The 20333-nt window shown below is 71.8% G+C and carries 22 protein-coding genes; 14 read left to right on the forward strand and 8 right to left on the reverse strand.

Going from position 1 to position 20333, the window contains the following annotated elements:
- Positions 1-142 precede the first annotated feature (142 nt).
- Positions 143-823: a TetR/AcrR family transcriptional regulator gene (locus OG588_RS04120; RefSeq protein ID WP_405946050.1), complete on the reverse strand. Its 681-nt coding sequence runs from the start codon at positions 821-823 to the stop codon at positions 143-145.
- A gap of 131 nt (positions 824-954) precedes the next feature.
- Here OG588_RS04120 and OG588_RS04125 point away from each other — a divergent pair, with 131 nt between their 5' ends.
- The gene (locus tag OG588_RS04125) at positions 955-1716 is read left to right on the forward strand and encodes an SDR family NAD(P)-dependent oxidoreductase (protein WP_405946051.1); all 762 of its coding nucleotides are present in this window, start codon (positions 955-957) and stop codon (positions 1714-1716) included.
- 34 nt (positions 1717-1750) lie between these two features.
- On the opposite strand, the gene OG588_RS04130 is transcribed toward OG588_RS04125, so the two are convergent.
- Entirely contained in the window at positions 1751-2473 is a 723-nt protein-coding gene (locus tag OG588_RS04130; RefSeq protein WP_405946052.1) for a glycoside hydrolase family 75 protein, read from the reverse strand.
- 411 nt (positions 2474-2884) lie between these two features.
- Here OG588_RS04130 and OG588_RS04135 point away from each other — a divergent pair, with 411 nt between their 5' ends.
- From OG588_RS04135 to OG588_RS04150, 4 genes are all read left to right on the forward strand, one after another.
- A complete protein-coding gene (locus OG588_RS04135; protein WP_405946053.1) occupies positions 2885-3916 on the forward strand; it encodes a fibronectin type III domain-containing protein in 1032 nt (343 codons plus the stop codon).
- Between the two features lie 213 nt (positions 3917-4129).
- A complete protein-coding gene (locus tag OG588_RS04140; protein WP_405946054.1) occupies positions 4130-4297 on the forward strand; it encodes a hypothetical protein in 168 nt (55 codons plus the stop codon).
- A complete protein-coding gene (locus OG588_RS04145; RefSeq protein ID WP_405946055.1) occupies positions 4294-4926 on the forward strand; it encodes a hypothetical protein in 633 nt (210 codons plus the stop codon). The genes OG588_RS04140 and OG588_RS04145 overlap by 4 nt, the downstream gene beginning before the upstream one ends.
- A 242-nt stretch (positions 4927-5168) precedes the next feature.
- Complete coding sequence (locus OG588_RS04150) at positions 5169-5708, forward strand: hypothetical protein (RefSeq protein WP_405946056.1); 540 nt, start codon at positions 5169-5171, stop codon at positions 5706-5708.
- A gap of 97 nt (positions 5709-5805) precedes the next feature.
- Here OG588_RS04150 and OG588_RS04155 read toward each other — a convergent pair whose 3' ends face one another.
- Complete coding sequence (locus OG588_RS04155) at positions 5806-6342, reverse strand: PadR family transcriptional regulator (protein WP_266880090.1); 537 nt, start codon at positions 6340-6342, stop codon at positions 5806-5808.
- A gap of 30 nt (positions 6343-6372) precedes the next feature.
- A complete protein-coding gene (locus tag OG588_RS04160) occupies positions 6373-8388 on the reverse strand; it encodes an FAD-dependent oxidoreductase (protein ID WP_405946057.1) in 2016 nt (671 codons plus the stop codon).
- Positions 8389-8628: 240 nt separating this feature from the next.
- On the opposite strand from OG588_RS04160, the gene OG588_RS04165 reads away from it, so the two are divergent.
- Complete coding sequence (locus OG588_RS04165) at positions 8629-9393, forward strand: hypothetical protein (protein ID WP_405946058.1); 765 nt, start codon at positions 8629-8631, stop codon at positions 9391-9393.
- 154 nt (positions 9394-9547) lie between these two features.
- Here the strand turns inward: OG588_RS04165 and OG588_RS04170 are convergent, their stop codons facing one another.
- Positions 9548-10342, reverse strand: coding sequence for a putative protein N(5)-glutamine methyltransferase (locus tag OG588_RS04170; protein WP_366094480.1), 795 nt, complete (start codon positions 10340-10342; stop codon positions 9548-9550).
- A 288-nt stretch (positions 10343-10630) separates the two neighbouring features.
- On the opposite strand from OG588_RS04170, the gene OG588_RS04175 reads away from it, so the two are divergent.
- Entirely contained in the window at positions 10631-11032 is a 402-nt protein-coding gene (locus tag OG588_RS04175; protein WP_405953048.1) for a MarR family winged helix-turn-helix transcriptional regulator, read from the forward strand.
- Between the two features lie 43 nt (positions 11033-11075).
- Here the strand turns inward: OG588_RS04175 and OG588_RS04180 are convergent, their stop codons facing one another.
- The gene (locus OG588_RS04180; RefSeq protein ID WP_405946059.1) at positions 11076-11798 is read right to left on the reverse strand and encodes a GNAT family N-acetyltransferase; all 723 of its coding nucleotides are present in this window, start codon (positions 11796-11798) and stop codon (positions 11076-11078) included.
- Positions 11795-12724 carry an NADP-dependent oxidoreductase gene (locus OG588_RS04185; RefSeq protein ID WP_405946060.1) on the reverse strand — a complete coding sequence of 310 codons (930 nt, stop codon included), beginning with the start codon at positions 12722-12724 and terminating at the stop codon, positions 11795-11797. The genes OG588_RS04180 and OG588_RS04185 overlap by 4 nt, the downstream gene beginning before the upstream one ends.
- 281 nt (positions 12725-13005) lie before the next feature.
- On the opposite strand from OG588_RS04185, the gene OG588_RS04190 reads away from it, so the two are divergent.
- The 3 genes from OG588_RS04190 (at position 13006) to OG588_RS04200 (ending at position 15135) form a co-directional block, all read left to right on the forward strand.
- Positions 13006-13611 (forward strand): sulfite oxidase-like oxidoreductase, encoded by a 606-nt coding sequence (locus OG588_RS04190; RefSeq protein WP_405946061.1) that lies wholly within the window; start codon positions 13006-13008, stop codon positions 13609-13611.
- The gene (locus tag OG588_RS04195; protein ID WP_366094476.1) at positions 13604-14359 is read left to right on the forward strand and encodes a ferredoxin reductase; all 756 of its coding nucleotides are present in this window, start codon (positions 13604-13606) and stop codon (positions 14357-14359) included. Before OG588_RS04190 ends, OG588_RS04195 begins: the two co-directional genes overlap by 8 nt.
- A gap of 101 nt (positions 14360-14460) precedes the next feature.
- Positions 14461-15135 (forward strand): hypothetical protein, encoded by a 675-nt coding sequence (locus tag OG588_RS04200; RefSeq protein ID WP_405946062.1) that lies wholly within the window; start codon positions 14461-14463, stop codon positions 15133-15135.
- 128 nt (positions 15136-15263) lie between these two features.
- Here OG588_RS04200 and OG588_RS04205 read toward each other — a convergent pair whose 3' ends face one another.
- The gene (locus OG588_RS04205; RefSeq protein ID WP_366094474.1) at positions 15264-16622 is read right to left on the reverse strand and encodes an 8-oxoguanine deaminase; all 1359 of its coding nucleotides are present in this window, start codon (positions 16620-16622) and stop codon (positions 15264-15266) included.
- A 103-nt stretch (positions 16623-16725) separates the two neighbouring features.
- Here OG588_RS04205 and OG588_RS04210 point away from each other — a divergent pair, with 103 nt between their 5' ends.
- From OG588_RS04210 to OG588_RS04225, 4 genes are all read left to right on the forward strand, one after another.
- Positions 16726-17694: an acetylxylan esterase gene (locus OG588_RS04210; RefSeq protein WP_405946063.1), complete on the forward strand. Its 969-nt coding sequence runs from the start codon at positions 16726-16728 to the stop codon at positions 17692-17694.
- A 17-nt stretch (positions 17695-17711) separates the two neighbouring features.
- Entirely contained in the window at positions 17712-18116 is a 405-nt protein-coding gene (locus OG588_RS04215; RefSeq protein ID WP_366094776.1) for a nuclear transport factor 2 family protein, read from the forward strand.
- 98 nt (positions 18117-18214) lie between these two features.
- On the forward strand, positions 18215-19381 hold the full coding sequence (locus tag OG588_RS04220; RefSeq protein WP_405946064.1) for a serine hydrolase domain-containing protein: 1167 nt from the start codon (positions 18215-18217) through the stop codon (positions 19379-19381).
- A gap of 154 nt (positions 19382-19535) precedes the next feature.
- The gene (locus OG588_RS04225) at positions 19536-20282 is read left to right on the forward strand and encodes a GntR family transcriptional regulator (RefSeq protein WP_405946065.1); all 747 of its coding nucleotides are present in this window, start codon (positions 19536-19538) and stop codon (positions 20280-20282) included.
- The last annotated feature ends 51 nt before the right edge of the window (positions 20283-20333 follow it).

A 20333-nucleotide genomic window follows, 5' to 3' on the forward strand; every position in this document is an offset into this window, starting at 1 on the left:
GAACCGCCCGCCCCTCCCCCACCCGGCGACGCCGCCCGCCCAAGCACGCCAACGCCCCCGGGCCGGGACGCACTCGCCCCAGCTCCAGCGCCCTGCCCTGCCCTGCCCTGCCCTGCCCCAAGCCGCACTCCCCCTACAGCACCTAAGAAACCCCACCCGCCGCAACCACCAGCGCCAAGCGCAACGCCTCCGCTACTTCGGCCGCCGCCAACGCCGACCCCGGCGCCACGTCCGTCACCACCCCCGGCGCCTCATCCGTCACGCCGCCCTCGCTCGCGCGCCGCCAGGCGAACCGTTCCACCGCCGCGCGCAGTGCCGCGTTGAGCATCGCCGCCTGGATCATGGGTCGTAGGTCGTCGGCCGGTAGGCCCGCGCGGTGGGCCAGGGCCTGGGCGAACGCGGGTTCCGCCTCGTCGTAGGTCTGGAGCCAGATCGCGCGCAGGCCCGGTTCCGTGCGGGTGAGGCGTACCAGTGCGGTGCCGGTCGCGCCGTCGGGGCCGGTGGCGGCGAGGACGCCGGTCGCGAGGGCCTGGTCGAAGAGTTCCTCCAGGGCCTGGCCGGGCGGCCACTCCCGCAGCCGGGCGGCGATCACGTCGATACCGGCCGAGAAGAGCGGCCGTACGCAACTCTCCTTGCTGGGGAAGTAACGCCACACGGTGCGCGCGGAGACGCCGACCGCCTGGCCGATCTGTTCGCCGGTGGTCGCCGTGACGCCCTGGGCGACGAACAGCTCCACCGCGGCCCGGGCGATCTCCAGGCGGATCTCGGTCTTGCGTGCCTCGGTGAGAGGCGGTCGTCCCGTGCGTCCGCTGGGTGCGGTCATCAGTTCCCCTCCGGCTGCGGTCGTGACCTCCCGGAATTCTCCCTCATGACATGACTCCCTCACGACTTTATGTCACTCGAAGACATTAAGTCGTATGGTGAGGGGAACGCACAACGGAACAGGAGCACCTCATGACCAGTGGACTCGACGGACGCAGCGTCATCGTCACCGGAGCGGGTTCGGGCATCGGGCGTGCCGCCGCCCTGGCCTTCGCCGCGGAAGGCGCCAAGGTCGTGGTGGCCGATCTGAACGCCGACGGCGCCGAGGCGGTCGTCAAAGAGATCGAGCAGGCGGGCGGCACCGCCGTCGCGGTCACGGGCGACCTGAGCGAGCAGGCGGTCGTGGACGAGGTGGCCGCGACCGCCGTGGAGCGGTTCGGCGGGGTCGACGTGCTGGTGAACAACGCGGGGATCATGGACCGCATGTCGGCAGTGGCGGACGTGGCCGACGCCGAGTGGGACCGGGTCATCCGGGTGAATCTGACCGCGCCCTTCCTGCTCACCCGGGCCGTACTGCCGCACATGCTGACGGCGGGCCGGGGCGCGATCGTGAACACCGCCTCCGAGGCCGGCCTCCGGGGCAGCGCGGCGGGTGCCGCCTACACGGCCTCCAAGCACGGGGTCGTAGGCCTGACCAGGTCCCTCGCCGTCATGTACCGCAAGCAGGGCATCCGCGCGAACGCCATCGCCCCGGGCGCCACGGCGACCAACATCTCCATGGACGCCGACCGCACCGCCCACGGCCCGGCGACGCTCGGCCCGCACTTCGTCAACATCGGCAAGCTGGCCCAGCCCGAGGAGCAGGCCGCCGCGATCGTGTTCCTCGCCTCGGACGCGGCGAGCAACATCAACGGCGTGATCCTGCCCGTCGACGACGGCTGGTCGGCGGTCTGACGACTCCGCCCCGGAGTGCTCGGCGGGCTGCGCCCTACGACCCTGGACGCTCAGCAGCGCCCTGCACGAAGAGCCGCGCCAACCGCTGCCCCGTCTCCACCGCCGCGGCATGATCCTCGATGGGCTTCACCTGCGAGTCCTTGAACACGATGTAGGTGACCCCGGCGCCCGTCCCGCCGCCGCGCGGGTCGGTGCGGATGCCCAGGCCCTTGGCCGTGGCGTACGACGCCTCGCCGATGATGTCGTGCGGACCGACGTCTCCTACGACGGCGTACTGCACCCGGTCCCGGTAGACGACGGCGGCGACCGAGCCGCCGCGGACGCCGTGGTCGCGGTGGTTCCATAGGGCGCTCGCGGCGGGGACCACGATGTACGGGAGCTGTTCGGCGTTCAGATAGCGGCCGTCGGACTGCTGGAACGCGGTCATCGAGGAGAAGAGCGGGTCGGTGCGCGCGTTGCAGCGGGCGCCGGCCTGACCGTCGCAGTCGATGTCCATGTCCGCCTTCCAGAAGACGGCCTCCTTGGTGCCGCAGACCGGGATCGTCGCGCGCTCCCCGTCGTCGCTGCGGTACCGGCCGCGCGAGACGGGGGTGCAGTCACGCACCTTGGCCAGCAGGTCGGCGGCGCGGACGTCCCCCTCGCGCAGCGCCGCGGGCCCCGACTGGGGTCGGACGAAGGCGACGGGTGCGGCGGGCAGTGTGGTCGGGGCGAGCAGGGCGGCGCTGGCCGCGGCCAGCGTCAGCGACTGGACACGCACGATAGAGGACCCTCTCCTGGGGGATCTGACGGACACTCAGCCCACCCTGGTACCGGTCCGATCGAGCGGCCACCGGTAGGGGGCCGGACGGTGCACGGCACACCCCGAACACGCGACGCCGCCGGGGACCTGACCCCGCGTCACTCCCGACGGGGACCGGGGACCCGAGCCCGTGTCGGCTCCGGCCACCCGGCCGCCCGCGCCGGCGCGGGATCAGCGACGACAGCGTTCCGCGCCACCGGCATGAACTGCCCATTCCCAAGGGCGAGTTCAGCCGTGAGTGCCTCAGCATACGTAACCCCCGTGACCGGTCGGCAACGGCGCCCCTCTTGATGCGGTCGCATCACCCGGGTCATATTGGTCCGGACCTTTTCGTCATGTGGTGCCCGCGCAATGCCGGGAGGCAGAAACGTGCGACGCGTCCGTGCCACCCCCGCCCTCCTCCGTTCCGCCCGCGCTCTCCCCCGTACGGTCCTGGTCTGCGCCGCGCTCCTGCTGCTCGCCTCCTGCGCCACGAATGTCGAGGAGGACGGCCACGCCCCCGGCGCCCCGGCCGGAGTCACGGCGGCGGCGGGGAGCGCGACCAGCGTGCACGTCATGTGGGACGCGGTGACCGCGAACCCGGGCATCGACACCTACGAGATCTATCGGGGCACCACGAAAGTGAAGGAAGTACCGGGTTCCGAGCACATGGTGGATGTCACCAGGCTCACGCCCGCCACCATGTACGCCTTCACCGTGCGGGCCCGGGACACCGACGGCCGCCTGGGTCCACGCAGCCGGGAGGTCCGGGCGCGGACACCGGTCGCCGTCGCGGCGGACCACTCGGCGCCCACCCGTCCGAACGCACCGCAGGGCCGGGTCATCGGCAGCCGGGCGGTCCAGTTGTCCTGGGGCGGCTCGACGGACGACCGGGGTGTGGTGTCGTACGACATCTATCAGGGCGGGGCGAAGATCCACAGTGTGGGCGGAGCCCAGACCGCGACCGTGGTCACGGGGCTGCGGCCGAGCACGCGCTACTCCTTCACCGTGCGGGCGCGGGACGCCGCCGACAATCTCTCGCCCGCGAGCACGACCGTCCCGCTCACCACCGCGCCGGGCAGTGACGACGGGGAGGGCACCGCTCCCACGGAGTTCCGCGCGACCACGCACCGGGGCGACGACGGGGCGTACTACATCGACCTGTCCTGGGTGCCGCCGCGCACGGACGGGGTGGTCACGGAGTACCAGATCCGCCTCGACGGACAGCCGGCCACCTCGCTGGTCTGGGGCGGGACCGCGCCGCGCGATCACGCGAAGTACAGCTTCTACGCGGGCCGGGACGCCGGGGTCAGCCATCGGGTGCGGCTCAGGGCGCGGTTGCCGGACGGTACGTGGGGAGGGTTCTCGGCGGAGCGGACGGTGACGACGGGCGGTACCGGTACCAGTACCGCGACGCCGTAGGGGATTCTCGCGACGACTCCGGTACCGCTTGCGGCCAGGCCGACGAGAAGAACGAAGAGTGTCATGAGACAGCCGGTGAGAACGGCCGGCCCGGCTGCGGTCAGGGATGGGTTTATCACGGTTTCCCCAAGAGTCACCTAACGGATTTCTCCCGCTTTAGCCTTGCAACCGGGGATCTGACGGGATGTTCGACCTGTACAAGGACGAACGCCGTTGAACGGGGGACTGCGGGTGCTGGACGACCAACGTCCGGATGCGCTGGAGGAGTTGACGCACCGCTTCAGGGCGGCGATGACGATCAGTCGACTGGCCCCAGCGCTGAAGATGGATCCGTTGCCGCTGTTCCGGCTCCGCCAACAGGCACGGGATCGGGGGAAATGATGAGTGACTGGTACTGGCAGCAGTCCGAAGAGGACAGAAGGACAGCCATCGCCGCGGCGGACCGGCTGGCCGACGGACTGAGTTCGGGCTGGCAGCCGCAGGAGATGCCGGCGCCGTTCCACCTGCGGCCGGGCGAGGGCTGCTTCAGCCAGGAGAACACCCAGGTTCTCCAGTATCTGGAGGGCGACGGGACGTACACGCACACGTCCGCCTCCGGATCGGGCGCCATCGGCGTCGCCCTGGTCGTGGGCAGCATGCTCGGCAATCACGCCCGTCGTCAGCGGGCGGCGGCGGAGGCCGCACCTCGCATGCGGGTGGTCGACGCCGGCCGCATGTATCTCACGAACCGCCGGTTCTCGGTACAGGGGCAGCATCAGTGGATCGACCTGTGGTTCGAGGACATCCGGATGTCCAGCTGTGACGGGGCCTCGGTATTCCTGACCATGGGGAGCATTCCGGCGGTCGCGCTGCGCGTCTGGCCCGCTCCGTACCACTTCGCGCTCTTCCGCTGGCTGGCCCACGACGAGATCATCCGCTCGTCGGCGCCCACCCCACCGGCACCGGCACAGCCCAGGCAGCCGCCCGCGATAGGCCCCGGCCACCCCGACGGGCGACCCGACGGCCGGTGAGCGCGTCCCCGGACTTCGCACGGTGGGCAGCCCGCCACGGGATCCTCCGGTCCGTCGCCGCTGCCCACCCCTGACGGCGCCTCACCCCTGAGCCGGACGAAGGAATCCGTCACCTGCCCGGTCCCCGTCCGCATGCGGGACCGGCCGGGGGCGCGTTGGCTTCCTTGGAGGCAGCACGGCCGTTTCCCGATCCCGGCGGCGCAAGGGATGTTCCGCCAACCGTGCCGCCGGAGGGCAGTCCCATGCGCACTTTTCAGCTACTACTACGCTCCGGCCTGACCGTGACAGCCGCCGCCGCTCTTCCCCTCGCCCTGACCGCCGGAACCGCCGGCGCGGCGTCGGGGATCTCCGTGAGCACGACCGGGACCACCGTCTCGGTCACGACCAGCGCGTGCTCCCAGAACCGCACCACCGGCGTCTGGGGCACCGGCTCGCTCCTGACCAGCAGCCAGGGGAGCTTCGCCGAGGGCCGGAAGGCGACCCTGGCGGGGACGAGCGTCAGCCAGTCCACCGCCTGGACCAACGTCACCCCGGGCACCTACACGATCATCGTCATGTGCCAGAACGTCAGCACGCCCGCGGGCACCCAGTCCGTGATCGTGTCCAGGTCCACGACCCCCACGGCCACGGCCTCGCCCACCCGCGGCGTCATGGGCGGCCTCGGCGGGGCCACCAAGGACTACGGCCCCCTCACCCTGGCGGCGGGCGGCGGTCTGGTCACCGTCGGCGTCCTCGCGACGGCCTGGTTCCTGCGCAGACGCGCGAAGCCGTACCGCCTCTGACCGTGCCCGACCACGAGGGGCCGCCCGACGCCGGGCGGCCCCTCCCCCATGGCCTACGGCGGCCCGTCCCCACACCCACACACACGCCCCCCACGCGCTACGACAGCTCGGCGAACTCCTCGATCGCGTGCGTCAGCCACTGCGTCCAGAAGGTCTCCAGGTCGATGCCGGCGCGCAGCACTAGGTGCTGGAGCCGGTCCTGGGGGCTGTCCCGGCCGGGTGGGAAGTCGCGCTTCTCGATCTCCTCGTACTCCGCCAACTGCCGTTGGTGCAGGGCGAGATGACGGCGCAGGTCGGTCTCGATGCCGTCCGTGCCGACGACCGCCGCCGCGCGCAGCCGCAGCAGCATCGTGTCGCGCAGCGGCTTGGGGTCCTGGGAGGACGCGGTCCAGCGGGCCAGCTCGGCGCGGCCCGCGGGCAGGACCTCGTACTGCTTCTTCTGGCCGCGGGCCGGCTGCTCCGACGCAAGGGCCCTGATCTGGCCCTCGGCCTCCAGTTTTCCCAGCTCGCGATAGATCTGCTGGTGCGTAGCCGACCAGAAGTAACCGATCGACCGGTCGAAGCGCCGGGTCAGTTCGAGACCCGAGGACGGCTTCTCCAGAAGGGCGGTGAGGATCGCGTGCGGGAGTGACATGGAGGTCATCCTAGGGACGGGCCTCGGGCCTCAGAGGGCGGCCGCGACCTCGGTGCCCTGCTTGATGGCGCGCTTGGCGTCGAGTTCGGCGGCCACGTCGGCACCGCCGATGAGGTGCACGGTGCGGCCGGCGGCGGTCAACTCGTCGTAGAGGTCGCGGCGCGGGTCCTGCCCTGTGCACAGGACGACCGTGTCGACCTCCAGGACGGTGCTCGTGCCGTCGACGGTGACGTGCAGGCCTGCGTCGTCGATCAGGTCGTACTGGACGCCCGGGACCATGGTGACGCCCCGGTGCTTGAGTTCGGTGCGGTGGATCCAGCCGGTGGTCTTGCCGAGTCCGGCGCCGACCTTGGTGGCCTTGCGCTGGAGGAGGTGGACGCTGCGCGGCGGGGCAGGGCGCTCGGGTGCGGTGAGGCCGCCGGGGGCCACGTAGTCCATGTCGACGCCCCAGGCGCGGAAGTACGTCGCCGGGTCCTCGCTCGCCTTGTCGCCGCCGTCCGTGAGGAACTCCGCGACGTCGAAGCCGATGCCGCCCGCGCCGAGGATCGCGACGCGGTCGCCGACGGGGACGCGGTCGCGCAGGACGTCGAGGTAGCCGACGACGCTGGGGTGGTCGACTCCCGGGATGTCGGGGGTGCGCGGGGTGACGCCGGTGGCGACGACCACCTCGTCGAAGTCGCCCAAGTCCCCTGCCGTCACAGGGGTGTTGAGGCGTACGTCGACTTCGTGCTCGTCGAGCCGGGTGCGGAAGTAACGCAGCGTCTCGTCGAACTCCTGCTTGCCCGGGACCTGTCGGGCGACGTTGAGCTGTCCGCCGATCTCGCTCGCGGCGTCGTACAACGTCACCTGGTGGCCGCACTCGGCGGCGGAGACCGCGCACGCGAGTCCCGCCGGACCCGCACCGACGACCGCGACGCGTTTGCTCAACCGCGTTGGGGCGAGGACGAGTTCGGTCTCGTGGCAGGCGCGCGGGTTGACCAGGCAGGAGGTGATCTTGCCGCTGAAGGTGTGGTCGAGGCAGGCCTGGTTGCAGCCGATGCAGGTGTTGATGGCGGCGGAGCGGTCGGCCGCCGCCTTGGCGACGAAGTCCGGGTCGGCGAGCATCGGGCGGGCCATCGACACCATGTCGGCGTACCCGTCGGCAAGCAACTGCTCTGCCAACTCAGGGGTGTTGATGCGGTTGGTGGTGACGAGCGGGATCGAGACCGCACCCATCAGTTTCTTCGTCACCCAGGTGTACGCCCCGCGCGGCACCGAGGTCGCGATGGTCGGGATGCGGGCCTCGTGCCAGCCGATGCCGGTGTTGATGATGGTCGCCCCGGCGGCCTCAACTGCCTTGGCCAGCATGACGACTTCGTCGAGCGTGGAGCCGCCCGGCACCAGGTCCAGCATCGACAGCCGGTAGACGATGATGAAGTCCTCGCCGACCGCCTCGCGCACCCGGCGCACGATCTCGACGGGGAAGCGCGTCCGGTTCTCGTACGAGCCGCCCCAGCGGTCGTCGCGGTGGTTGGTCTGCGCGGCGATGAACTCGTTGATGAGGTAGCCCTCGGAGCCCATGATCTCGACGCCGTCATAACCGGCCTGCCGGGCGAGGCGGGCCGCGCGGGCGTAGTCCTCGACGGTCTGCTCGACCTCGTCGTCGGTCAGCGCGCGGGGCGGGAAGGGGCTGATCGGCGCCTGGACGGCGCTCGGCGCGACGAGGTCCTGGTGGTAGGCGTACCGCCCGAAGTGCAGGATCTGCATCGCGATCCGCCCGCCCTCGCGGTGCACGGCGGCGGTGATCTCGGTGTGCTGTTCGGCCTCGGCGTCGGTGGTGAGCTTGGCGCCGCCCTCGTACGGCCGTCCGGCCTCGTTGGGCGCGATGCCGCCGGTGACGATCAGGCCGACTCCGCCACGCGCGCGTGCCGCGTAGAACTCCGCCATGCGCTCGAACCCGCGCTCGGCCTCTTCCAGGCCTATGTGCATGGAGCCCATGAGGACGCGGTTGGGCAGTGTGGTGAAGCCCAGGTCGAGCGGGTTCAGCAGGTGGGGGTAACGGCTCATCGGGGCCTCCGTGCGCGGTGTCGTGCCTCTTTTGTAGAGGACACGGAGGCGGTTATGCAACTAGTTGCACAATCGAGGGCGGGTGAGCTTGCTCGCCTTACGCGGCCTCCCCCCGGGGCCCGCAGCCCTCGATTCACCGATTCACAGGGATTTATTACCGGTTCTTTATCGCCCGCCCCCCAGAATCACAGGCAGGCGTGCCGGTGGGATGCCGCGCGCGCGTGGCCTAGGGAGCGAGCCGTGACGCACGATCCTGAGCACGAAGCCGGCGACAACGCGGCGATACCTCCGATGCCCGACCACGCACCCGAGATGGAGGTGCTCACCGGACCCGGTGGCGCGGAGCGTGACTACGGTCTCGCCCTGCTGTGGCGGCAGCGGTCGCGGCGGGCCCGGGCGGTGATCGCCGTGGCCACCGTGGGGGTACTGGCGCTCGGCGGGACCGTCGCCTACGCGGCGACCTCGGGGAGTTCGGGCAACGACGCGCTGCCCGCCGCCGCGGGGACCCCGTCCGGATCGCCCTCGCCCGGTGGACCCGGCTCCCGGCACGGGGGCGGGATGTGGTTCGGGTTCGGCGTCGGCGGCACGGCCGTGCACGGCGAGGCGACGGTCAAGGACAGCACCACCGGCAAGTGGGTCGTACGGATCTGGCAGCGCGGCACGGTCACGAAGGTGGACGGCGACCATGTCACCGTGAAGAGCGACGACGGCACCTCGTGGACCTGGACCGTGGGCTCCGGCGCCACGGCCCAGGGCGCCGCCGCTCTCAAGAAGGGTGACACGGCCTCCCTGACCGGCACCCGCTCCGACAGCGGCACCCGGACCGCCGACCGGGCCTTCACGGGCGCCTTCGACCGCAAGGGCCCGGGCGACCGCCCGAGCGGGTTCCCGAGCCGCGGCCATGCGTGGGAGCACGGCGGCGGTGGCCCGAACGCCTCCCCCAACCCGTCCGACGGCGCCCCGAACCCCGCGCCGAGCCCGTCCGGCAGCGACGCTACGACCTGACCGGCGCCCACTCCGACTCCCGCACCGGCGACGGAACTCTCCACGGGCACGTTCGACCGCGAGGACCAAGGCGACCGACGGGGCGGACGGGGCGCCCGCGGCCCCTGGGGACACGGCGACCGCGCCCCGAGCCCCGCCCCGTCCGCCGGCGGCGCTATGCCCCGACCGCCCCCACTCCCCTGACCCCGATCACCACATTCGCGTACAACTCCTCGGAGTAAGCCGACCGTGTCTCCAGTCCCGCGCTGGTGAACGCCTCGACGGCGGACGGGAGTTGACGTTCGCTCGTCTCGACGAGCAGGCAGCCGCCGGGGGCGAGCCAGTCGGGCGCCCCGGTGGCGACCTCGCGGAGTATGTCGAGGCCGTCGGTGCCGCCGTCGAGGGCGACCAGCGGTTCGTGCTCGCGGGCCTCGGCGGGCAACAGGCCGACCTCGCCGGTGGGGACGTACGGGACATTGGCCGCGAGGATGTCGACCCGGCCGCGCAACGCGTCGGGCAGCGCCGCGAACAGGTCGCCCGCGTGGACCTGTCCGCCGTAGGGAGCGACATTGCGGCGGGCACAGCGCACGGCGGCGGGGTCGATGTCGGCGGCGTGCAGTTCGACCCGGCCGAGGGCCGCGGCGAGGGCCGCGCCGACCGCGCCGCTGCCGCAGCACAGGTCCACGACTACGGACGCGTCTGGGGCGTGCGCGAGGGCCTGTTCGACGAGGAACTCGGTACGGCGGCGGGGCACGAACACGCCGGGTTCCACGTCGATGCGCAGGCCGCTGAACTCGGCCCAGCCGACGACGTGTTCGAGGGGAAGGCCGGCGACCCGGCGGTCCACCATGGCGGCGAGTTCGTCCGGGGTGCGCGCGGCGGAGAGGATCAGTCGCGCCTCGTCCTCGGCGAAGACACAGCCCGCGGCACGGAGCGCGACGACGACGGAGGCGGGGGAAAGAGAGGGCATGAGAGCCGAGGGCCTTTCGGGAGGTAGCCGAAGGGCGCTCTCGCGGTCACCTACTGACGGTGATCCGAGCTGTCCTGAGGTGAGAGCACCCGGCCTGACACAGCGGAAATGGGTCTCACCTCCAGGGAGTTCAAGGCCGGGAACGTCCACGACCGGAGAGCAACAGTACCCGAACCACCAGGCCCGCGAGGGGCCTACCCCCTGCCTGAGTTGTACTCTGCAACAACCAGGAGATCGAGGGAGATTCCAGTGCGAGCGGACCGGGCAGTGGAGACCATCCAGCGCGAGATGACGACCTTCGCCCGGCGCGCCCGGGCCTCGGCGCGCCGGCTCCACCCCGAGCTGTCGCTGGTGTCGTACACCCTGCTCGGTCATCTGGAGGAGCAGGAGGGCTGCCGGGCCACCGACCTGGCCGCGCACTACGCCCTCGACAAGTCCACGGTCAGCCGTCAGGTCGCCGCCCTGGAGCGCGCCGACCTCATCGAGCGCCGCCCCGATCCCGAGGACCACCGCGTCCAGGTCCTGCACCTCACCGCCGCGGGCCGCCGGATCCTCGCCCAGGTCACCGAGAACCGCCAGGCCGCCTTCCGCGAACGCCTGGCGGACTGGCCGGAGGAGGACCTGACCCGGTTCGCCGCCTATCTGGAGCGCTACAACACGTGGCCGGGCGGAACCGAGGACGGCGACTGAGCCGCCGCCCCCTTCGGTTCTACGACCGTTTCCACAACCGGTTCTACGACACCCCGACGGATCGCGTCTGGGCGAGGTGCTCCGGCGCCCGTGCCGCGAGGAACGCGGTGGTCCGGCGCAGCCGGAAGCCCAGGGACTCGTACAGCCGTATGGCGGAGGCGTTGCCCGCGCCGGTGTGCAGGAACGGGGTCTCGCCGCGTTCACGGATGCCGTGGGCGACGGCCAGGATCAGGCGGCTGGCGAGGCCCTCGCCGCGGGCGGCGGGGTCGGTGCAGACGGCGCTGATCTCGGTCCAGCCGGGCGGATGGAGCCGTTCGCCGGCCATGGCGACGAGGGCGCCGTTACGGCGGATGCCGAGGTAGGTGCCGAGTTCGACGGTGCGGGGCAGGAAGGGGCCGGGCCTGGTCCGTGCCACCAGGTCGAGCATCTCGGGGACGTCGGCGGGGCCGAGGAGGACCGCCTCCGGGTCCGGCGCGGCGGCCAGCCCGTCGTCCACCATCTGCACACCGTCCATGTCGAGGGTGATCTCCCAGTCCTCCGGGATCTGCCCCCGACAGCCGAAGAGCGTGATCTCGGCGCCGGGGCCGGCGAGCGTGGCCACGTCCGCCCAGTCGTCGGCATCGGGCTCATCGGGCAGGGCCAGCCACGGAGACACGTCGACCGGGTAGCGCAGGACCCGGCCGCGCCGCTCGGCGAAGTGCGCGTGCGGGCCGGTGAGGGCGGCGCGGGCGGGGTTGTCGAGAACGCGCTCGTCGGACGTGCTCATGCGCCGACGACCTCGATCACGATCTTGCCGCGGGCGTGACCGTCCTCGACGGTGCGCAGGGCCTCGCCGGCCCGGTCCAGCGGGAAGGCCCGCGTCACGTGCGGGTCCAGCTTGCCGTCGACCACGAGCTGCGCGACCGCGTCGAGGACGGCTGCGTTGCGGGCGCGCTCGACGCGGGCGCCGCCGAGCTTCTCGACCTCGGGGGCGGGGGCTCCGGCGGTGACGAGCTTCGTGCGGTCGGTGAGGAGGCCGGCGGCCTCGGCGAGCACCTCGCCGCCGACGAGGTCGTAGACACCGTCGACGCCGTCCGGGGCGGCTGCGCGCACCCGTGTGGCCAGGTCCGGTCCGGACGGGACGTGGCGGGCGCCCAGCGACTCCACCAGGTCCTTCTTGCCCTCGCTCGCCACGCCCACGGCGCGCAGTCCCAGCGCGCGGGCGATCTGCAGGGCCGCCGAGCCGACGCCGCCGCCCGCGCCGGTGATCAGCACGGTCGCGCCGGCGGGCAGGTCGAGCTGGTGGATGCCGTCGTACGCGGTCGCCGCGGCGACGGGCAGGGTGGCGGCGTCCTGGAAGGACAGCTCGGCGGGCTTGTGCGCGGCCACCGTCACGGGCAGCAGGGCGTACTCGGCGTATCCGCCGGCCACGGTGGATCCGAACACCTCGTCGCCGACGGCGAATCCGTCGACTCCGGCTCCGATCTCCCGTACGACTCCGGAGGCCTCCTGGCCGAAGACCGCGGGGAACGTGCGTGAGTCGGTCTCGCCGGGGCGTCGGTAGCCGGTACGCACCTTCCAGTCGACCGGGTTCACCCCGGCCGCGGTCACCGCGACGAGGACTTCACCGGGGCCGGGACCGGGCCTGTCGACCTCGACGAGCGCCTCGGTCTCGGGTCCCCCGTAACGCGTGAAGACGTACGCCTTCGGCATCTGGTCCCTCACTCTCCTTCGCAGTCACCGGATCACCGGTGGTCACGTGTGGTCACCACACCAGCACGGCCGGCGGTTGTCGGCACTCGAGCCGCATTGAAGACCAAGGTCGATCCCCGGGCCGCTATTCCCCGGCGCGGGGAGAGTTCATACGGCCGCAATGATCGTCGAGCACCCTCGGACCTGGGCATACCTCGTGGACGCGTACCGTTGAAACGAGAAACCACTGATCACGCTCGCCCGGCGGACCCGCGCCGCGGCGGCCTGGAGGCTCCACCCGTATGCACGTCACCCGAGGCTTCACCGGACGCCCCCGTGTCCCCGACGCCGGCCTGCCGCCCGGTCAGTACGACGCGGGCGACGACTGGCCCGTGCTGTCCGCCGAGGTCACGCCGGACCTGGCACCGGCCGACTGGACGTTCCGCGTCGACGGACTGGTCGAAGAGCCGCGCACCTGGGACTGGACGCAGGCCCACGAACTGCCCGCCTCGGCCTACGAGGGTGACATCCACTGTGTGACGAGCTGGTCGAAGTTCGGGGTGCGGTTCGGGGGCGTCTCGCTGGACGCGTTCTTTGATGTGGTGCGGCCCCATGTGTCCGCCACACATGTGGTCGCGTATTCGCAGACCGGGTACACCACGAACCTCCCGCTCGAAGACGTGACCGGCGGTCGCGCCTGGATCGCGTGGGAGTACGACGGCAGGCCGCTGCCCGCCGAGCACGGTGGCCCGGCCCGGCTGCTGGTGCCGCACCTGTACTTCTGGAAGAGCGCCAAGTGGATCGCGGGCCTGCGTCTCCTCGACCACGACGAGCCCGGCTTCTGGGAGCAGAACGGCTATCACGCCCGGGGCAACCCCTGGGAGGAACAGCGGTACTCCGGTGACTGACACCTTCGCGCCCACCACCAGGTTCGCGGTGCCGGGACGCATCGCCGTGAGCAACCGCGCCGCCGCCGTGTGGCAGACCGCCACGCTCACCGAGATCCGCCGGGAGACCCCGCACGCCTCTACGTTCCGCTTCGCGGTGCCCGGCTGGGCCGGCCATCTGCCCGGCCAGCACCTGATGCTGCGACTGCGGGCCGAGGACGGTTATGTGGCGCAGCGCCACTACTCGATCGCCTCGCACCCGGACGACGCCGGGCATGTGGAGCTGACCCTGGACCATGTCGAGGGCGGCGAGGTGTCGGGCTGGTTCCACACGGTGGCCGAGCCCGGTGACGAGGTCGAGGTGCGCGGCCCGCTGAGCGGCTTCTTCGCCTGGCCGGGCGACCGGCCCGCGCTGCTGCTGGGTGCCGGTTCCGGGGTCGTACCGCTGATGTCGATGCTCCGGCAGCATCGGGCGCGGGACCTGTCCGTACCGCTGCGGCTGGTGGTGTCGGCGCGCAGTCCCGAGGAGTTGATCTACGCGCGGGAGTACGGCGCGGAGACCACGGCCGTGTTCACGCGCAGTGCGCCACACGGTGTGCCAGTGGGACGTATGGCCGCCGCACATGTGGCGCCCCTCCTGGCCGAGCAGCCTGCTGGTGGGTGGGAGGCCTATGTGTGCGGCTCCAACGGGTTCGCCGAGCATGCCTCACGGCTGCTGGTCGAGGCGGGCCAGCCGGTGGACCGCATCCGCATCGAGCGCTTCGGCTGAGGATCGGCTCGGTGACACGCGGCCTCCCGGCCGATCCACTCGGCTCCGGTTGAGGGAAGTACCTCGGAGGGGGTACGACTGCTGTGTGGACGCTCGCATGCGTGCGCGGTGTCGAGGCGGCGGCGGACCGGCCCCACAAGGGGCTTTTGGCCTCGCGGTTCCTCGGCTCCGGTGACGGCGAGGAGGTCGGCATGCGGACCGGAGTGCGGAGTGAGCACGGAGGGCACAATCCGCTGCGCCGCCGGTCGGATGTCGTGGAGGTCTGGACGGCGCTGGCCGTGACGCTCCTGCTGTTCGTCGGCGCTCCCCTGGCCGGCGCGGCCGCGGGGCTGTGGGCCCACGACCAGGCCCGGACGATCGCCGCGACCCAGCGGGCCGACCGTCATCGCGTCCACGCGAAGGTGATTGGCAACCTGCCCGCCGCACTCCCCTCGGTCGAGGAGAACCGCCCGCGCAGCTTCCCGGTGACGGTGCGCTGGACGGAACCGGGCAAGGGAGCGCGTACGGCCACGGTCGCGGTCCCGGCAGACACGGGGCGCGGTGACGTGGTGGACGTCTGGCTCGACGCCAAGGGCCGCAGTGTCTCCCCGCCACCGGGTGAAGTGGCCGTCTGGCAGCACACGTTGACCGTCGGCATCTGGTCGGCGAGCGGTGTGGTGGGCCTGGCCCTCCTCGCGCGCACGATGACCCGACGGGTCGCGCTGCGACACCGGTTGGCCGAGTGGGAACGGGACTGGGCGCTCACGGAACCGCAGTGGACCCGACGGCGGGCGTGAACACGACGGGCTGTGACGGGCGCCGCAGGCGTGGCACACCACCCACGATCACCCCGACCGGCCGATCACCTCAACACCCCACGACCGCAAGCTGGTTGACCCACCGCCCCCGCAACCCGCCCGCAGCCCTACACCCCCCGCTGCATCCGCCGGGCAACCCGCCCATGGTCCCGCAGCACATCCCCCAACGCGGCCAGCACCGGCTCGCCCCGCTCCACCAGCACCCGCCCGCCCACAACGGTCGTCCACGCCCGCGCGGGCCCGCACCGCAGCCACGCCTCGACCGGGTCGCTCAGCGCCCCGGCCAGCGCGACCTCGTGCAGGTCCCAGACCACCAGGTCGGCACACGCGCCCGGCCGCAGATGCCCCAACTCGTCGTCCCGGCCCAGGCAGCGCGCCGAACCCCGGGTGGCGATGTCGAGGGCGTCCCGCGCGGTCATCGCACCGGGCCCGCCCCGGTACCGGCCCAGCAGCAGAGCGCCCCGCGTCTCCATCCACAGCGAGGCATGGTCGGTCGAGGCGGAGCCGTCGCAGCCGATACCCACCGGCAGACCCAGCTCGCGCATCTCCTTCACCCTCGCCGTGCCGCCCCCGATGAGCATGTTGGAGCTGGGGCAGTGCGCCACACCGACGCCCGCGGCAGCGAGGCGGCGCAGTTCGTCGTCGTTCGGGTAGATGCAGTGCGCGACCCACGTGCGGTCACTCATCCACCCGGTGTCCTCGAAGTACTCGACGGGCCGGCAGCCGTAGGTCTCCAGGCAATAGGTGTCCTCGTCGCGGTCCTCGGCGAGATGGGTGTGCAGCCGTACGTCGTACCGCTCGGCGAGTTCCGCGGTCGCCGTCATCACGTCCTTGGTGACCGAGAACGGCGAGCAGGGGGCGAGCGCGACCCGGATCAGCGCGCCCGGTTCCGGGTCATGGTGGGCCTTGATCAGCCGCTCACTGTCGGCCAGCACCTCGTCGGTGCTCTGTGTGACGCTCCTCGGCGGCAGTCCCCCGTCCTCGACGGACCGGGTCATCGAGCCGCGGGTCGCATGGAAGCGGAAGCCGATGTCACGGGCGGCGCGGATCTCGGCGTCGACCAGGTAAGGGCGTGGATGCACATAGAGGTGGTCGGAGGATGTGGTGCAGCCGCCCATGAGGAGTTCCGCCATACCGACGTACGCGGACACGTAGGCGGCCTCCTCGTCGAGGCGGGCCCACAGCGGGTAGAGCGTGGTCAGCCAGTCGAAGAGAGTGCCGTTGACGGCGGGGGCGTAGGAGCGCGTGAGGTTCTGGTAGATGTGGTGGTGCGTGTTGATCAGACCCGGGGTGACGAGCCGCCCGGTCGCCGAGACGGTCGTAGCGGCATCAGGTTCGGATCCTCGCGCGCCGACGGCGGTGACCCGACCACCCGTGACGGCGACCCAGCCGCCCGGGATCTCCCGCTCACCGTCCACGACGAGCAGTTCGGCGTCCTTGACCAGCAGATCCACGGCAGACGACATGCCGACAGGGTAGGCGCGGGGCGCCGCAAAAGCCTGGCGAGTCCTCCGATGTCACACGTACGGTGTGATCATCCGCACCCATACTTCACAAAGGCGGTCACCGATGGCCCTGTTCGACCTTCCGCTCGACGAACTCCGCGACTACCGCAGCGATTCCGCCGAGCCCGAGGACTTCGACGCCTTCTGGTCGAAGACCCTCCAGGAGGCCCGCGAGCATGATCTGGACGCCCGCTTCGAACCGGTCGACACGGGACTGTCCACGGTGAAGGTGTACGACGTGACGTTCGCCGGGTTCGGCGGTCACCCGGTGAAGGGCTGGCTGCGGCTGCCGGCCGACGCGGCCCAACCCCTGCCGCTGGTCGTGGAGTTCGTCGGTTACGGCGGTGGGCGCGGTCTTCCGCACGAGAACCTGCTGTGGGCCTCGACGGGCCGCGCGCACTTCGTCATGGACACGCGCGGGCAGGGCAGCGCGTGGGGCGGTGGCGGTGGTACCCCGGACCCGGTGGGCGGCGCGCCCGCGTACCCCGGCTTCATGACCCGGGGCATCGACGCCCCCGAGAACTACTACTACCGCCGGGTGTTCACGGACGGCGTGCGGGCCGTCGAGGCGGCTCGTTCGCACCCGTTGGCCGATCCGACGCGCACGGTGGCGGTCGGCGCGAGCCAGGGCGGCGGCATCACCATCGCCGTGGGCGGGCTGGTCGGGGACCTGGCCGCAGTCGCGCCGGACGTACCGTTCCTGTGCGACTACCCGCGCGCCGCGACCCTCACGGACCGCGACCCGTACCGGGAGATCGGCAACTATCTGAAGACCCATCGTGGCCGCACCGAGGATGTCCTGCGCACGCTCTCGTACTTCGACGGCGTCCACTTCGCGTCCCGGGGCCGCGCCCCCGCCCTCTTCTCGACCGCCCTGGAGGACCAGACCTGCCCGCCGTCCACGGTGTTCGCCGCGTTCAACGCCTGGGCGCACGAGGACAAGAAGATCGAGGTGTACGACTTCAACGACCATGAGGGCGGCGGCCCTTACCAGGAGGCGACCAAGCTGGACTGGCTGCGGTCGTACGTCTGAGGAGTGCCCACATGACCATGGCCACCGGTGAGGCCGCCGAGCGGTTCGTGCGCGTCTGGGCGCGGGGCTGGGCGGCGCACGATGTGGACGCGTTGCTGGAGCTGTACGCCGAGGACTGCGTCCACCGCTCGATGCCGTTCCGCGAACCGCACCGGGGGCGGGCCGAGTTGGCCGCTTATCTGCGCTGGTCGTTCGAGGCCGAGCGGGTGGGTGAGGTGCGGTTCTCGGCGCCGATCGTCGGTCAACACGGCCTCGCGGTGGCCGAGTTCAGGGTGCTGGCCGAGGAGGACGGTGAGCCGTCCACGCTGGCCGGATGTGTCTTCGTGCGCTTCGACGGCGACGGCCTGGCCGTGGAGACCCGCGACTACTGGCACGCGGAGGCGGGGCACCGGGAGCCGACCGGCACCTTGTTCCTGAACTGAGCGTACGGCGCCTTCCGGTCAGTCCGACCAGTCGGTATGTTCAGGACGTCCGGGCCGCAGCGTCGCGGCCCGGGCGTCCGGCACACCACGGAGGCCCCATGTCCGAGCACCAGCCAGCCGTCGACGGCCACTGCGACCCCCGCTTCACGGCGGTGCGCACGGCGTTCGAGGAGAACTTCCGGGACCACGGCGAACTGGGCGCCGCGGTGACCGTCACCGTGGGCGGCGAGACCCTGGTCGACCTGTGGGGCGGTTGGGCCGACGCGGCGCGGACCCGCCCCTGGGAACGGGACACGCTGGTCAACGTGTGGTCGACGACGAAGGGCCCGATGGCCCTGTGCGCCCACATCCTCGCCGACCGCGGCCTGCTCGACCTCGACGCCCCGGTGGCCACGTACTGGCCGGAGTTCGCCGCCGCGGGCAAGGAGAACATCCTCGTACGACACCTGCTCTCGCACCGCGCCGGACTGGCCGGTCTGCGCGAGCCGCACTCTCTCGCGCAGCTCTACGACTGGGAGTTGACGACCGAGCGGCTCGCGGCGATGGAGCCCTGGTGGGAGCCGGGGACTCGGTCCGGGTACCACGCGATCACCTACGGCTTCCTGGTCGGTGAAGTGGTGCGCCGCGTCTCGGGGTTGCTGCCGAGCGCGTTCCTGGAGCGTGAGGTCACCGGTCCGCTCGGGATCGACTTCACCATCGGGCTGCCGGAGAAGGAGGCGGGGCGGGCTGCCGAGTTGCTGCATCCGCCCGTCGCGTCGGCGAGTGAACAGGCCGCGATCTTCAGCCAGTTGGCGCCCGCCGCCATCGCCGCGCTGACCAACCCGGTCGCGGGCGCGGCCGAGGCCAACACCCCGGAGTGGCGCGCCGCGGAGATCCCGGCCGCGAACGGCCACGGCACCGCACGCGCGATCGCCGCGCTCTACGGCGTCTTCGCCGGGCGCGGAACCCACGACGGCCACCGCGTCCTCTCCCCCGAGGCGGTCGAGCGGGTGCGCGAGGGGCAGGGCAGCTGCCGCGACCTGGTGATCGGCGCGGGCTTCGCACACGAGACGGAGGTCGGGCTCGGTCTGTGGCTCAGCGGCCCGAACGGATCGTACGGTCCCAACCCGAGGGCTTTCGGACACGACGGCTTCGGCGGCTCCTTCGGTCTGGCCGACCCGGAGGCGGGGGTGTCGATGGGCTATGTGATGAACCGGATGGGCGCTCATATCGCCGACGACCCACGGAAGATGGGCCTGATCGACGCCGTGTACGGCGCGCTGTGAGGAGTGATCGGCGCGGGTCGGTTTCGGCCTAACTGCCCTGCCGCTCTTCCCTGGTGGTTTAGACCAATGCTAGATCTGGTCGCGCAACGAGCCCGCACGGCTACGAATTGTCACCGGTTCCACCATCAGTCTTGTCACCAACAGGAGGCGCGGCATGGCCCGCACCACCCCCCACGACCACCCGACCGCCGACGACCAGCCCCTCTACGGGAGGGTCGCCACCCAACTGCTCGGCGAACTCCACGACGGCACCATCCCGCCCGGCGAACGCCTGCCCGGCGAACGGCAGTTGGCCGAGCACTTCCAGGTCAGCCGGGAGACCGTACGGCAGGCGCTGGAGGTGCTGCGCAGGGACGGCCTGGTCGCCACCGACCGGCGCGGCAGCCACGCCACCCTGGCCGGGCAGCCCGTCGAGACCCCTTCCTCCCTCACCTTCCCGGTCGGCGCCCGCAGCACGGACCCGACCGGCTTCGACCGGGCCACCGTGACCTGGGAGACTCCCCCGCCGGACCACGCCGAGGCCCTGGGCATCGCCCCGCACCGACCGACGCTGGTGCACCGTTACGCGTCCGCGGCGGCCGACGGGAGTGGACTCCGTACGGCCGTCACGTCCTTCTCGGCGGTGGCACTGGCCGAGGTGGAAGAACTGGCCCGCTACCGCGACCGCGCCGACGGCTCCGCCGCCGCCCAACTCCGGCGCACCTACGACTGGATGCGCCGGGCCGGTCTGACCCTGCACCACCGGGACGCCATCACCCAGGTCGCGAACGCACCCTCGGTGCGCGTGACCCGCCGCGTGCACGACCAGTACGCGCGCCCGCTGGAGATCACCGATCTGGTGGTGGAGGCCCACCAGGACGCCCTGATCTATGAGTTCACGCTGCCCTCTGCGGCCGGCTGAGCCGGGGGCTCGACACGGTAGCGCGCGGCGGGTCCCAACTCGCCGCGCGCC

This window comes from Streptomyces prunicolor, from assembly GCF_045162825.1.
Taxonomy (GTDB): Bacteria; Actinomycetota; Actinomycetes; order Streptomycetales; family Streptomycetaceae; genus Streptomyces; species Streptomyces prunicolor.

Excerpts from the sequence above, each read along its gene's own strand:
- OG588_RS04220 (WP_405946064.1), top strand. The coding sequence starts at position 18,215 with ATGTCCGAGCACCAGCCAGCCGTCGACGGCCACTGCGACCCCCGCTTC.
- OG588_RS04175 (WP_405953048.1), top strand. The coding sequence starts at position 10,631 with ATGACGACCTTCGCCCGGCGCGCCCGGGCCTCGGCGCGCCGGCTCCAC.
- OG588_RS04145 (WP_405946055.1), top strand. The coding sequence starts at position 4,294 with ATGATGAGTGACTGGTACTGGCAGCAGTCCGAAGAGGACAGAAGGACA.
- OG588_RS04210 (WP_405946063.1), top strand. The coding sequence starts at position 16,726 with ATGGCCCTGTTCGACCTTCCGCTCGACGAACTCCGCGACTACCGCAGC.
- OG588_RS04160 (WP_405946057.1), bottom strand. The coding sequence starts at position 8,388 with ATGAGCCGTTACCCCCACCTGCTGAACCCGCTCGACCTGGGCTTCACC.
- OG588_RS04180 (WP_405946059.1), bottom strand. The coding sequence starts at position 11,798 with ATGAGCACGTCCGACGAGCGCGTTCTCGACAACCCCGCCCGCGCCGCC.
- OG588_RS04190 (WP_405946061.1), top strand. The coding sequence starts at position 13,006 with ATGCACGTCACCCGAGGCTTCACCGGACGCCCCCGTGTCCCCGACGCC.
- OG588_RS04155 (WP_266880090.1), bottom strand. The coding sequence starts at position 6,342 with ATGTCACTCCCGCACGCGATCCTCACCGCCCTTCTGGAGAAGCCGTCC.
- OG588_RS04205 (WP_366094474.1), bottom strand. The coding sequence starts at position 16,622 with ATGTCGTCTGCCGTGGATCTGCTGGTCAAGGACGCCGAACTGCTCGTC.
- OG588_RS04215 (WP_366094776.1), top strand. The coding sequence starts at position 17,712 with ATGGCCACCGGTGAGGCCGCCGAGCGGTTCGTGCGCGTCTGGGCGCGG.
- OG588_RS04120 (WP_405946050.1), bottom strand. The coding sequence starts at position 823 with ATGACCGCACCCAGCGGACGCACGGGACGACCGCCTCTCACCGAGGCA.
- OG588_RS04150 (WP_405946056.1), top strand. The coding sequence starts at position 5,169 with ATGCGCACTTTTCAGCTACTACTACGCTCCGGCCTGACCGTGACAGCC.
- OG588_RS04185 (WP_405946060.1), bottom strand. The coding sequence starts at position 12,724 with ATGCCGAAGGCGTACGTCTTCACGCGTTACGGGGGACCCGAGACCGAG.
- OG588_RS04125 (WP_405946051.1), top strand. The coding sequence starts at position 955 with ATGACCAGTGGACTCGACGGACGCAGCGTCATCGTCACCGGAGCGGGT.
- OG588_RS04225 (WP_405946065.1), top strand. The coding sequence starts at position 19,536 with ATGGCCCGCACCACCCCCCACGACCACCCGACCGCCGACGACCAGCCC.
- OG588_RS04170 (WP_366094480.1), bottom strand. The coding sequence starts at position 10,342 with ATGCCCTCTCTTTCCCCCGCCTCCGTCGTCGTCGCGCTCCGTGCCGCG.